Annotated in this window: 4 protein-coding genes; all 4 read left to right on the top strand. The window is 47.6% G+C overall.

Translation table 11 applies throughout. The annotated features are described in order from the left end of the window. On the top strand, positions 1 to 2,810 hold a 2,810-nt coding region (locus H509_RS28045; protein WP_211234358.1), incomplete at its 5' end, for a condensation domain-containing protein. Between the two features lie 104 nt (positions 2,811 to 2,914). Next, positions 2,915 to 11,260: a non-ribosomal peptide synthetase gene (locus H509_RS27340; RefSeq protein ID WP_028546570.1), complete on the top strand. Its 8,346-nt coding sequence runs from the start codon at positions 2,915 to 2,917 to the stop codon at positions 11,258 to 11,260. A gap of 110 nt (positions 11,261 to 11,370) precedes the next feature. Continuing rightward, on the top strand, positions 11,371 to 13,185 hold the full coding sequence (locus tag H509_RS0119525) for an ABC transporter ATP-binding protein (protein WP_084159297.1): 1,815 nt from the start codon (positions 11,371 to 11,373) through the stop codon (positions 13,183 to 13,185). Beyond that, a complete protein-coding gene (locus H509_RS0119520; RefSeq protein ID WP_028546568.1) occupies positions 13,182 to 14,924 on the top strand; it encodes an ABC transporter ATP-binding protein in 1,743 nt (580 codons plus the stop codon). The genes H509_RS0119525 and H509_RS0119520 overlap by 4 nt, the downstream gene beginning before the upstream one ends. The last annotated feature ends 160 nt before the right edge of the window (positions 14,925 to 15,084 follow it).

Genomic DNA, 15,084 nt, shown 5'->3' with positions numbered 1-15,084 from the left:
TGGTGCTGACACAAGCGTCGCTGTTTGAGCTTATTCCGGATGAAGTTGACAAGCTTGATGTGCATGCTGCGGCAAGCTACACGGGAACAGGTGCGGCCGTGCCTAACGTTAATGAGGCGACCGACTTGCTCTACATTATTTACACGTCTGGTACGACTGGCAATCCGAAAGGGGTTATGCTGGAGCATCGCAACATGGTCAATTTGCTGTACTATCAGCAGCAAGAAACGACGATTCCGATGCCGTCGCGCATTTTGCAATACGCGTCGAACAGCTTTGATGTGAGCTATCAAGAAATGTTTTCCGCGCTGTTGTTCGGTGGCTGCTTGTACATGGTAGACAACGAAGTACGCAAAGAGCCGTTGCAGTTGTTCCGTGAAATCGAGCACAACCACATTAACGTGCTGTATTTGCCAGTGGCGTTTGTGAAGTTCATTTTTGCAGAGCCGGAGTGGGCAGAAGCTTTCCCGCGCTGCGTCGAGCATATCATTACTGCTGGTGAACAATTAGTTGTCACCCCGCAAGTTCAAGCATGCTTGCAAAAGCTCGGCATTAGCTTGCACAACCATTACGGTCCGTCAGAGACACATGTGGTAACAACACATACGATGCAGCCAACAGCCATCGCGGTCGGTTTACCACCGATCGGCAAACCAGTCGCAAATACCCAGATTTACATCGTAAATGACAACTTTGAGCAGCAGCCAATCGGGGTTGCAGGTGCACTGTACGTATCTGGCGATTGCGTCGGTCGCGGTTATTGGGGCCGCCCGGATTTAACGGACGAGAAGTTCCTTGCGCATCCGTTAGCAGCAGGCGGACGGTTGTACAACACGGGAGATGTAGCCCGTTGGCTAGCTGATGGCAGCATTGAATATATCGGCCGCAGCGACCATCAGGTAAAGATTCGTGGTTTCCGTATCGAGCTTGGCGAGGTGGAGTCCCAACTGTTAAGTGTGGGCTCAGTGCAAGAAGCGACAGTGCTTGCATTGGAAGACGAGGCAGGACAAAAGCAGCTCTGCGCGTATTTTACAGCCGAAGGAACGTTAACGGCAGGTGAGCTGCGGACAGCGTTGTCGCAGGAGCTGCCTGGCTACATGATCCCATCGTACTTTGTCCAACTGGAGCGGCTGCCATTAACGCCTAACGGCAAAATTGATCGCCGTGCGCTGCCAGCACCAGAGGGCGGTGTGCAGACCGGAGCACAATATGTGGCGCCGCGTACTGGGGTTGAGATGCAGCTTGCCCGTATTTGGCAGGACGTGCTCGGCTTGACTCGTGTAGGCGTAAAAGACAACTTCTTTGAACTAGGCGGTCATTCGTTAAGAGCGACTACTTTGGTGAGCCGACTGTATAAAGAGATGAATGTGAACTTCCCGCTGCGCGGCGTGTTCCAGCATCCGACAGTTGAGGAAATGGCACAAGCGGTGGCAGGCATGGAGCTGCAGCAATATGCAGCTATTCCGCTAGCACCAGAGCAAGCGTACTATCCGCTGTCATCCGCACAAAAACGTTTGTACATTTTGAGCCAACTGGAAGGGGCGGAGCTAAGCTACAATATGCCAGGTGTACTGCTGCTTGAAGGGCCTCTGAACCGCGATCGCTTCCAGACAGCATTTCTGAAATTGATTGCACGGCACGAGACGCTGCGAACGGGCTTCGAAATGGTTAACGGTGAGCCTATGCAGCGCATACATCGAAATACGGAGTTTACTATTGAGTACAAGCAGGTTGCGGAACAAGATGCTGCCGAGACGGTCATCGGCTTCATCCGTGAATTTGAGCTCAGTCAACCACCACTGTTACGTGTTGGCTTGATTGAGCTGACAGCTGAGCGCCACATTCTTATGTTTGACATGCACCATATTATTTCTGATGGAGCGTCAATGAGTAATTTAGTGGATGAGTTTACGAGCTTGTACGCGAATGAAGAACGGACGCCGCTGCGTGTGCAGTATAAAGATTATGCGGTGTGGCAGCAGTCAGACCTGCATCGCCAAGCACAACAGCAGCAGGAAAGCTACTGGCTCAACATGTTGGCAGGCGACTTGCCTGTTGTAGAGCTGCCAACAGACTATGACAGACCTTCAGTTCGCAGCTTCGAGGGTGATCAAGTCGAGTTTGAGATTGATGCGGTTATGACACAGCGCTTGAATCAATTGGCAGCTAATCATGGCAGCACGTTATACATGGTGTTGTTGTCTGCTTACTCGATCTTGCTGTCCAAGTACAGCGGGCATGAAGATATTATTGTCGGTACGCCAGTGGCTGGCCGTAACCATGCTGATTTGGAGCCTTTAATCGGCATGTTCATTAACACGCTTGCCATTCGCAATTATCCAAACCGGGATAAGCCGTTCCAAACATTCCTTGCGGAAGTTAAGGAAACGACTTTGGGAGCGTTTGAGCACCAAGACTATCCGTTTGAAGAGCTGGTTGAACGACTCCACTTGCAGTGGGAGCCTAACCGTAATCCAATTTTTGATACGATGTTTGTCCTGCAAAATACGGAGGAGCGCGGGGGATACATTGATCAATTAACGATTTCACCATATCCGATTGATAATGGAGTAGAAGCCAAATTTGATCTGACGTTGTCTGTGTCCGAAGAAAATGATGTCATCAAAGGCAGCTTCCTGTACGCGAACAAACTATTTAAAGCGGCGGGTATTCACCGCATGGTACGTGATTATGTGGCAGTCCTGACCCAAATATGTGACAACCCACAAGTTCAGATCAAGGATTTAAACTGTGGCGAGCAGGACGCAGGCAAAACAAGCGCGGTCGAAACGATACAATTTGCATTTTAACCTAACTTGGACTTATTGAACTACTCATTTAACGGGGGTGTCTGCTCTCAACAGAGGCACACACTCCCGCTTTATTCATCAGATAGGATAGGAGAGGTTCATAAATGAAGTCGGTGTTCGATAAGGAAGAAGCTTATTGGAAAGCAAAGTTTAATTCAGAGGACAGCATGAGCATTTTGCCGTACAGCAGCACAACAAGCCAATCGACAAGCTCAGAACAGAAATCAGACTTGTCTGTCATTACGCATCCACTCCCGTCCGAGCTGTCGGATCGAATCTTCTCCCTTGCAAATGGGTCTGATATGGCTGTTTACATGATCCTGTTTGCGGGTATAGCTTGCCTTATTCATAAATATACCCATCGAGAACACGTTCTTCTTGGCATGCCTGCTGTAGGATCATCACTAGATGAGACATCGACCTCCGATGAGATTCTTATTATTAAGACGGATGTGAGCAGTGATAGTCATTTCCGATCCTTGTTAGGACAGATCAAGTTCGCGATCGGGGAAGCGTTAGATCATCAACATATTCCTTTTCGCAAAATGGTTCAGCAGCTAAGTATGCAGTATGACAACAGAGGCTTGCCAGTTATTAATACAATAGTCACCTATTCTTCTGTACATACCGACGCTGTAAAGCTAGATGCAACTGTAGAAGTATTGTTCCACTTCCAGCGTGATCAGAACGGTCTCCACCTGCATATCAGCTACAACAACTCCCGGTATGATGCTAATTATTTAAGTACATTAACTGAACATTATGACCGTCTCCTTCGAACTGTCCTTTTCCAAACAGAGCTTGAAATTGGTAAAGTGGAGCTTTTATCCGAGGCAGAGCAGCATCAGCTCCTTTATCAATTTAACGACGTCTGGACGGATTATCCGCGTCAGGCTACTTTGCACGGATTGTTTGAGGAGCATGTGCAACAGCAGCCAGAGGCGATTGCGGTTTCGTTTGAACAGAAACGATTAACCTATCGAGAACTGAATGCCCGTGCCAATCAATTGGCAAGGACGCTTCGTGCGAATGGAGTAGGTTGTGACAAGCTAGTTGGTCTGATGGCAGAACGCTCTCTTGATATGATAGTGGGGATGTTGGCCGTCCTGAAAGCAGGAGGGGCATATGTTGCCATTGATCCGGAGTATCCAGAAGAACGGATTCGCTACATGCTCGAAGATGCAGGGGCACACGTAAAGCTGGTACAGCGTCATTTGCAAAATCGCGTACCCGACATGACAGGTGAAGGCTGCCTTCTGCTGCTGGATGATGAGCAATCGTATAACGCTGACGGCTCCAATCTTGCACCATTGAGTGCTGCGGAAAGTCTCGCTTGCGTTATTTACACGTCAGGTACGACAGGGAAGCCGAAAGGGAATTTAACGTCGCATCGTAATCTGGTACGGATTACACGGAATACCAACTACATTGAAATTACGGAACAGGATAAGGTGCTTCAACTGTCCAGTTACTCGTTTGATGGGTCGGCATTTGACATTTTTGGTGCTTTGACAAATGGTGCCCATTTGGTTTTGGTCCCGAAGGAGACGCTGCTTGACGCAACTAAGCTGGCAGCACTTATTACTGGTGAGCGTATTTCAGTAATGCTTATAACAACGGCCTATTTTAATGTGCTTGTGGACGTTAATACCGCTTGCTTAAATGATGTGCGCGTCATTTTATTTGGTGGTGAACGGGTATCTGTCGCCCATGTACGCAAAGCGCTACAACAGATTGGACCAGGTAAACTGAAGCACGCCTACGGCCCTTCTGAAAGTACAGTCTATGCCACTTGGTACGATGTAAATGAAGTGCCAGAAGACGCCGTCAACGTTCCGATAGGACGTCCTCTTAGCAATACAACGCTTTATATCGTGGATGAGCGGAACGCTTTGCAGCCTATTGGTGTGGCTGGCGAATTATGTGTTGGGGGAGAAGGGCTCGTCCGTGGTTACTTGAATCGCCCTGATCTGACAGCAGAGAAATTTGTTCAAAATCCATTTATATCTGGTGAACGGATGTACCGGACTGGAGACTTGGCAAGATGGCTGCCTGATGGAAATGTCGAATACGTAGGCAGAATCGATGACCAAGTTAAAATTCGTGGATTTCGAATTGAGGTTGGTGAGGTAGAGGCTCAACTGCTGAAAGTGGAATCGATACTAAAGGCAACCGTTATTGTTCGCGGCAGTGACAGTAGTGAGAAGCAATTATGTGCCTATTACGTAGCGGATCGTCCACTCCCCCCAAGTGAATTAAAACGTTTGCTTGCGCAAGATTTGCCGAGCTATATGATCCCAGCTTATTTGATTCCGCTTGAGCGGATGCCGCTTACAACCAATGGTAAAGTAGACCGCAAAGCACTGCCATCGCCAGAAGATTACGTGCAGGCGGAGACGGAATACGTTGCGCCGCGAACTGCTCATGAAAGACTGCTTGCGCGTATTTGGCAAGACGTGCTTGGCTTGACAAAAGTAGGCGTGAAGGACAATTTTTTCGAGCTCGGCGGACACTCGCTGCGGGCGACTACATTGGTCAGCAAGCTGCATAAGGAAGAAAATATTAGCTTATCGCTGCGTGACGTATTCCGTTACCCTACCTTGGAGGCACTTGCAGCGTTTATCGCTAATCTCGAGCAGGAGGCACATGTCTCGATTCCTGTAATTGAAGACAGTGACTATTATCCACTGTCTTCTGTGCAGAAGCGGCTCTTTATTTTGCATCAGCTGGAAGGGGCTGAACAGAGCTACAATATGCCCGGTGCGATGCTGGTTGAAGGAGCGCTTGACAAGGAGCGGCTAGCAACTGCATTCCGCACATTGATTGCGCGTCATGAGACGCTGCGTACCGGCTTTGAAATGGTAAACGGCGAGCCTGTTCAGCGAGTCTACACGGAGGTTCCGTTCGCAATAGAAGTGATGCAATCCGATGATGAAAATTGTACAGCACGTATGCAGCAGTTTATACGCAGCTTTGATCTGGAGCACCCCCCACTATTGCGAGTAGGTTTGATTGAGCTGGCGCCAGAGCGTCATATTCTTTTGTTTGACATGCACCATATCGTTTCAGACGGTACGTCGATAGGTATTATGATCGCGGAGTTTGTTGCCTTATACAGCGAGCAAGAACTTAATCCCCTTCAAATTCAGTATAAGGATTATGCAGCATGGCAGCAGTCCTCTGCACAGCAGGAGCGATTGCAGCAGCAGGAAGCTTACTGGATGCAGACACTGCACGGAACATTGCCCGTGCTTGAAATGCCGACAGATTACGCAAGACCTGCTGTAAAGCGCCATGAAGGTGCCATATTCGAATTTGAAATTGATGCAGAGCGAAGCGCTGGTTTACGCAAGCTTGCGGCTGATAGCAGGACAACGCTGTATATGGTGCTGTTAGCGGCTTATACGATCGTGCTGCATAAGTATTCGGGACAAGAGGACATTATCGTCGGGACGCCAATAGCAGGCAGAACACACAGCGATTTGCAGCCGCTGATCGGGATGTTTGTTAACACACTTGCGATTCGCAATTACCCTACAGGCACGAAGACGGTTTTGTCCTATTTGGAGGATGTCAAAGAAACGGCATTAGGTGCATTTGAGCATCAGGACTATCCGTTTGAGGATTTAGTAGAAAATGTACACATTACAAGAGATCTGAGCCGTCATCCGGTATTTGATACGATGTTTGCGCTCGAGAATACGGAGAAGCGTGAATTTGATCTGGATGGGCTGCTGGTAAAGCCCTTTGCCAATGAATACAGAACGGCCAAATTCGACCTGAATTTGACCGTGACCGAAGACGAGGACGGTCTCGGATGCAGTATGGAGTATGCTACTGCCTTGTATAAGGAAGAAACCATTGAGCGAATGTCTAAGCACTTCCTGCAATTAATTGCAGGCATGATCAATAACCCCCAAGCACTTATCGCTTCGCTTCCGATCGTAACCGATGGAGAGAAGCAGCAATTGCAAGAGGTCTTTAACAACACCGCAATGGCTTACCCGCGTGACAACACGGTGCACGAGTTGTTTGCAGCACAGGTGGAGCGCACGCCTGACGCGCCAGCGGTTGTGTTTGGCAGCGAGCAGCTAACCTATGTGCAGCTGGAGCAAAAGGCGAACCAGTTGGCTCAAACGCTGCAAGCGCGTGGTGTTGCGGCCGAGCAGCCTGTTGGCATTATGGTGGAGCGCTCGCTTGAGATGGTCGTTGCCGTATTGGCTGTACTGAAAGCAGGAGGCACCTTTGTCCCGATCGATCCAGAGTATCCGGAAACGCGTATCCGCTACATGCTGGCAGACAGCGGGGCCAAGCTGGTGCTGACACGTTTTCGTATAACCGGAGCACAATATGTGGCGCCGCGTACTACGGTTGAGATGCAGCTTGCCCGTATTTGGCAGGACGTACTCGGCGTGACTCGTGTAGGCGTAAAAGACAACTTCTTTGAACTAGGTGGTCATTCGTTAAGAGCGACTACTTTGGTGAGCCGACTGTATAAAGAGATGAATGTGAACTTCCCGCTGCGCGTCGTGTTCCAGCATCCGACAGTTGAGGAAATGGCACAAGCGGTGGCAGGCATGGAGCTGCAGCAATATGCAGCTATTCCGCTGGCACCAGAGCAAGCGTACTATCCGCTGTCGTCGGCACAAAAACGTTTGTACATTTTGAGCCAACTGGATGGGGCAGAGCTAAGCTACAATATGCCAGGAATACTGCTGCTTGAAGGGCCGCTGAACCGCGATCGCTTCCAGACGGCATTCCAGCAATTGATATCACGGCATGAGACACTGCGAACAAGTTTTGAGATGTACGCGGGTGAACCTGTTCAATCCATTCAGAGTGACGTTGCATTCCGTATGGAATACATTGTGGCGTCGGAAAATCAGCTTGAGTCTTTCATACAGTCATTTGTGCGAGCTTTCGATCTGAGTCAGGCACCTTTGCTGCGAGTGGGCCTGGTACAGCTTGAAGATGAGCGTCATGTTTTGATGTTTGACATGCATCACATTATTTCGGATGGCGTGACGATGGGCAACTTGGTCCATGAATTTGCCCAACTGTACGCAGGTGAGCAACTGCCAGAGCTGCGTATTCAGTACAAAGATTATGCTGCATGGCAGCAATCCGCAGCCTATAGCAGCAGACTAGCACGCCAAGAGAGCTATTGGCTGGAGCGGTTAGCTGGCGAATTGCCTGTATTGGAGCTTCCTACTGATTATGTTCGCCCGCCAGTCCAGCAATTTAGCGGTGATGTCGCCTTATTAACACTTAGTAAGGAGCAGCATGAGCAGCTAGGCAAGCTGGCAGCTGATCATGGGGCCACGTTATATATGGTCCTGCTCACTGCTTACACAGCGCTGCTTCATAAATATACAGGGCAAGAAGACATTATTGTCGGATCTCCAATTGCTGGCCGTAATCATCCTGATTTGGAGCCGCTGCTAGGTATGTTTGTAAATACACTGGCGATTCGTAATTATCCAACCCGTGAGAAAACATTCCTTGACTTATTGGCAGAAGTGAAGGACTCCACCCTAGAAGCCTTTGAGCATCAGGACTATCCATTCGAAAACATAGTGGAAAAAGTGCAGACTGCTCGTGATATGAGCCGTAATCCGCTATTTGATACGATGTTTAGCTTGGAAAATACTGAACGTGGAACTATTGAGTTCGATGGGCTGCAAATTCAGCCTTATCCGCATCAGCATACAATCGCCAAGTTTGACTTAACTTTTCATGCCGAAGAGAGCACAGAAGGAATATTGTGCGGGCTAAGTTATGCAACGTCTATGTATACGCGAGAAACGGCGGAACGTATGTGTCTTCATTTTCAACAACTGATTATAGCCATCCTACAAAAGCCGGAACTGAAGCTGTCTGAGCTTCAACTGACGACTGCTGAAGAGAAGGAACGGGTGCTCCACACATTTAACCAAACAACTACAGATTACCCACGTAGCAAAACGATTCAGCATTTGTTTGAAGAACAGGTGCTTTGTACTCCAGAGGCAGTAGCTGTTTCGTTCGGGGAAGAAACGCTATCGTACAGCGAGCTAAACGAGCGTGCTAATCGCTTAGCCAGAACATTAAGGGCTAAAGGTGTCAGCGTGGGCAGCATGGTAGGGCTAATGACAGAACGTTCGCCAGAAATGATTGTCGCTATTATGGCGATTTTGAAGGCTGGCGGAGCCTACGTTCCAATTGATCCTGAATATCCAGAAGACCGCATCCGTTACATGATGGAGGATTCTGGCATACGTATGATGGTCGTTCAGCGCCAATTAGAAGCGAACATCCCACTGAGCTGCGATATCATTACGCTTGAAGATGAGGCTTCTTACCATGTTGACGGCTCTAATCCGGAGCAGCACAATGGTGCCTCTGACTTAGCCTATGTCATTTACACTTCTGGAACAACAGGTATGCCGAAGGGGAATCTGACCACACATCGTAATATTGTAAGAGTTGTACAGCATACGAATTACATCAACATTCAAGCCGAAGATGTTGTGCTTCAACTGTCCAGCTATGCGTTTGATGGATCTACATTTGACATATTTGGTGCGCTGCTGAACGGGGCCAAGCTGGTTCTAATATCTCGAAATACGTTGCTGGATGTAGGATTGCTGGCTGATTTAATTGATAGCGAGCAAATTACAGTCATGTTTATTACGACAGCTTATTTTAATGTACTTGTTGATATGAAACCACAATGTTTGCGTCACATTCGTGCCATCCTCTTCGGAGGTGAGCGTGTATCGGTCAGCCATGCACGCAAAGCTTTGCAGCATCTTGGTCCGGGCAAAATTAAGCATGTATATGGCCCAACAGAAGCGACTGTATTTGCAACTAGTTATGATATTAACGAAATAGCAGACGGTGCGGTAACGATTCCGATCGGTCGCCCGATTAGCAATACAAGCATTTATATTTTGGATCAACATAACAACCCTCAACCAATTGGAGTAACGGGAGAGTTGTGTATTGCAGGAGACGGAGTAGCTAAAGGTTACTTGAACCGTGCAGATTTGACGGCTGCAAAGTTTGTAGATCATCCGTTTGTTCCGGGAGAACGGATGTACCGTTCAGGCGACTTGGCAAGATGGTTGCCGGACGGCACGATTGAATATGTAGGACGCATTGACGACCAAGTGAAAATTCGTGGTTATCGGATCGAACTAGGTGAGATCGAGGCTCATTTACTGCAGCAACAATTTGTCCAAGAGGCAATAGTGACGGTACAGGAAACGAGTCTTGGGGAGAAGCGATTGGCTGCGTATTACGTAGCTGAACGGCCTACTACTGGAGGCGAGCTGAGAATCACATTGGCCCACGAGCTGCCTAGTTACATGATTCCGTCGTACTTTGTACAGTTAGATAAGATGCCTTTGTCACCAAATGGAAAGGTCAATCGAAAAGCACTTCCTGCTCCTGAAGAGCACGTGCAAACAGGTGCGGAATTTGTGGCGCCACGTACGCCACAAGAAGTGCAGTTGGCACATATTTGGCAAGAAGCGCTAGGACTTGAACTGATTAGTGTCAAAGATAACTTTTTCGAACTGGGCGGACATTCTTTAAGCCTGATGCAATTAGTAGAGCGCATATTCAACGTAACAGGCGTCCAAATTCCGCTGCACAGCGTATTCCAGCGGCCAACCATTGAAGAAATGGCTATGGAACTGCTCAAGTCCGAATTTGCAGGGCAGATTAGCAGTCCGTTTGTCAAATTAAATACAAATGGTGCTGTCAACGTATTCTGCTTCCCTCCAGGATTAGGTTACGGGCTCACTTATTTGGAGCTTGCCAAGCAGTTGGAACATGAATGTGTGCTGTATGGCATCGATTTTATTGATGACGCGTCTAACTGGGATGACATGCTGAATCGTTATGTAGATACGATCATTTCAATCCAGCCAGAGTCACCCTACGTCTTGTTAGGTTATTCCCTTGGTGGGAATTTAACCTTTGAAGTTGCCAAAGCGATGGAACGAAGAGGCTACTTTGTTTCGGACATTTTAATGCTTGATTCCTTGAGAAAGCTGTCTGTACATGTGGTGGACGAGTTCGAGGACGATATGGATGACATGCTGGATGGCGTGGAGGACCTCAAGCAGATGCTGCTGCTTAATCCATCCTTGCGCGAGCGGGTTAAACATAAAATGCGGACGTATTGGTCTTATGGAGTGGAGGTTATTAATTCTGGTGTTGTGGCGGCCAATATTCACGCATTCTTAGCTGCACCGTCTGAAGTGAACCAACCGGACCAAATTACAACAGCACTATGGAAAGAAGCAACGCAAGGCGACTATGTCGAACATTCCCTTAGCGGTGAGCATGAAGATATATTGCAGCCACCATATTTGGAAAGCAACGTTCATGTTATTCGCACCATTATTCATCAGATTGTGAAACAAGCGCAAGAGCAGGCTGCCGATAAGATAATGTCGTGATGCTGCTGGTTGGCATTCGTATACACACAAATTGATACTAAATACTTGCAAGCCGATCAAACACGTATTAGTCCAGACACCGATCGGTTTGCAAGTATCCTTCCACGACTATGGTTTGGAAAAGGGGAGACAATGGAGTGGTCATGCAAAAACAAAAAGGCATGTTGACCCTATGGAAATCAGTCATGTGGTTGATATCATTCGTGAAGTCACACAAAGGCTGGATGATTGCCGGTATTATAGCAGCTGTAGCAGCAGCGGTGATCGAAATATGGACAGGGAACTTAATACAACAGCTTACGACAAAAGCTGAACAAGGAGAAAGCCAACTAGTTGTAAACACGGTATATATGGTACTCATTGTCATTGCAGTTGGTGTTCCGGCAAAATATTTTATGGTGTATGGTGTCGAAAAAGGCGGCGCACGGGCCATGCGGGATCTACGCAATTATACGATGCACCATATTGGGCAGCTGCCGATTCATTATTTAGAAAAACAGCATTCAGGCGACATGGTATCCCGCCTTACTAATGACGTCCAACTCATTAATCAGTTTATGATTCGTGACTTGCCGCAGTGGTTTTATCATCCACTGTTGTTTATTGGCTGTTTTAGTTATTTGTTATGGATTAGATGGGAACTGGTGCTGCTTAGCTTGCTGCTTGTACCGATCTCTTTGTTTGTTGCACAGTGGATCGGCAAGCAACTGCAACAACTTACAGAGGAAGCACAAGCGAGCACAGGACAAATGAATGTTATTCTCCAGGATACACTCGGGGGGATGGCACTCGTCAAAAGCTACTTGCTGCAAGGATTGCTGTTTCGTTCCTATCAATCACTCCTTCAATTTACTTTGCAAAAGCGGCTGGCAGTAAGCAAACGGGAAGCGATTGTTACCCCGATTTTGTTTACGTTAATGATTAGTCCGGTCGTATTTGCGGTGTTGTACGGGAGCTATTTAATCTCTAAAGGATTGTTCAGTACAGGTGAATTGATCGCTTTTTTATATCTTCTTAATTTGTGTCTCGAACCGCTGCAAAATATCCCGACGCTAATTACCCATACGTTTGAAATGAGCGGGGCGTTAAAACGAGTATATGAGATCGTAAAGCAGCCAGTTGAGCGCCAAGAGGGAAGTACAATTAGTATCTCTGCGGCGCCGCCGGTTGCATTTGAACAAGTCAGCTTTGCTTATGATAAGGGGACACCGCTGCTGCAAGACTTAAGCTTTACGATTGATCAGGGGAAAACCGTGGCTTTAGTTGGCGCGAGCGGCGGGGGGAAAAGCACGGTCATTAAATTAATATGCGGCTTCTATCCACTCGCAGCAGAACATGGAACGATTCGTATTTTTGGGGAGTCACTTCATGACTGCAATCCAGAGGAACTGCGCTCCCATTTATCCGTCGTTACCCAAGATTCGTATTTGTTCAGCGGTACCATTTCGGACAACATTGGGTATGGTCATCCACATGCAACGTTACATGACATCATAGCGTCAGCCAAGCTAGCCAATGCTCATTCCTTTATTATGGAGTTGGCGGAAGGGTACCAGACTGATGTGGGCGAAAGGGGCGGGTTGTTGTCTGGCGGTCAACGACAGCGGATTGCCATAGCGCGTGCCATTCTTAAGGATGCGCCTATTCTGCTGCTGGATGAGCCTACCTCGGCACTAGACACGGAGACGGAAATGTTAGTTCAAGAAGCGCTAAATGTCCTGATGAAGGACCGGACCACGATCGTGATCGCACATCGTTTGTCTACCATTCAGCATGCGGATGAAATATGGGTGATGGAAAATGGCCAGATCGTAGAGGCGGGCAGCCATACTCAATTGCTGGAACAGGGCGGAACATATGCACGGCTATATCACCAACAGTTTGTGGCCGCACCGGCAGAAGGAAAGGAGGCGGTCAGCATATGAAAGCTCCTGAGTTGATCGGATACGCAAAAGAAGTCATTAGCATGATGAACTTTATGAGCAGGAAGCGCAAATTTCAATATTATGTCGGTATGCTGACAAGTGGCGCTGCCAATACCTTGTTTATTTTATCCTTCAGCCTTGTGGTCCAAAGTTTGGTGAACTATGCGGAATCAAAGGATATTTCGCTTATGTACCAGGCGTTGTACATTTTGGGAGGCTCGATTTTACTGCTTAATATTCTCTCACCACCGTTTACCTACTTGTTTCATCGCAGTGTTGAGCTGACACTCGTCAGCATCCGTGAACGGATGTATCAAAAGTTATGCAGGCTAAAGGCATCCTTTTTGGAGCGAACGCATAACGGGGAGTTCCTTTCCCGTATGAACAATGATGTATCAACGTTAGAAACTACTTACTGTGGCATCTTGTTTGCGATGCTGCTGGAAATAATGATTAGCATTGGTTCCATTGTGATGATGTTTGTCGTGCATTGGCAATTTGCATGTGTATCGCTGCTTATTTTACTCGCATCCTTTTATATTAGCACTCGTTTCGTTAATACGGTGCGTGCGATGTATGATCACTCCTTGCAAACAACTGCCAAGCTGACGGAGAAGTTCACGGACTTTATAGCGGGTATTCAACTCGTAAAGCTGTTCCGCATACGTCCCATTTATACGCAATACGAAACTTTAAATGAAGAAGTGACACAGGTTGCTCAACAAATTGCCCACAAAAAAGGAATGCTGGCAGCTGTTAATCATTTTGTGAGCTACATTACATTTTGTGGAATTATTGTCATTGGAAGCTTGTTGTATGCGTATGGAATGATGAGTATGGGAGCTGTTGCAGCCTTAGCTGTGCTGCAAATTCATTTGACGCATTCTTTTATGAACTTTGGAACTACGTTGTCACTTGTGCAAAATTCTTTGGCAGGTGCACAACGGATCGAGGAAATGCTGGCGGAAGAGGAAGAACCACGGCGAATGGGAAATGATGCGAGTACATCTGTGACGGAAGCAGCGGTGGAATTAAATGAGGTTGAGTTCGCCTATCATGCAGAAGCACCTGTTATATGCAACGTGTCCATGCAGGTACTTCCTGGGCAAGTAGCGGCGATTGTTGGCAGCAGCGGCAGTGGAAAGAGTACATTAATTAAACTGCTGCTTGGCTTTTATCCGATCGATCGGGGAGATATTCGAATTCAGGGCAAACCTTTTGGTCAATATACGCTTGCGGAAATACGTCAGTTGATTGCATACGTTCCTCAAGAAGCGTTTTTATTTACGGGTACAATTGAAGAAAATATTCGTTACGGCAATCCGCAAGCTACCCATGAAGAAGTAGTAGCAGCTGCTAAAGCCGCATATGCTCATCACTTTATCGAGGAGCTGCCTGAACAGTATCAGACTCCTGTGGGGGAGCGGGGCGCATCCCTGTCTGGGGGACAACGGCAGCGGATTGCAATTGCCCGGGCGCTGCTCAAAAACGCGCCAATTCTGCTGCTTGATGAAGCTACTTCAGCACTCGACGCGGAATCGGAGCATTGGGTGCAGAAGGCACTACAGCAGTTGATGGAGGGACGAACTACCATTTTGATCGCCCATCGCTTATCTACTGTTGAGGATGCGGACATCATTTTTGTCATGAAAGAAGGCGTGATTGTCGAACAGGGGGATCACCAAAGTCTGCTTCAAGAGGGGCACCACTATGCTAGTCTACAGGGACAGGCCGGCTGATTACAGTGTTGTTGCTGCCCGTAAATGCATACTTAAAGTGACGTTTGTATATTTAATTGTTTACAAGGTGAGCTACATTTGATAAGTAATCGTCAAAAAAGGAAGCCCTGAGTTATAGACAGCGGGCTTCCTTTCTATAAACGAAATATCGTTCGATCTA

Origin of the sequence: Paenibacillus taiwanensis DSM 18679 (assembly GCF_000425125.1) — a bacterium.
In the GTDB taxonomy this organism is placed as follows: Bacteria; Bacillota; Bacilli; order Paenibacillales; family Paenibacillaceae; genus Paenibacillus_B; species Paenibacillus_B taiwanensis.
Note: the sequence above shows the minus strand (reverse complement) of the source record. Positions and strands in the feature narration are given on the sequence as shown.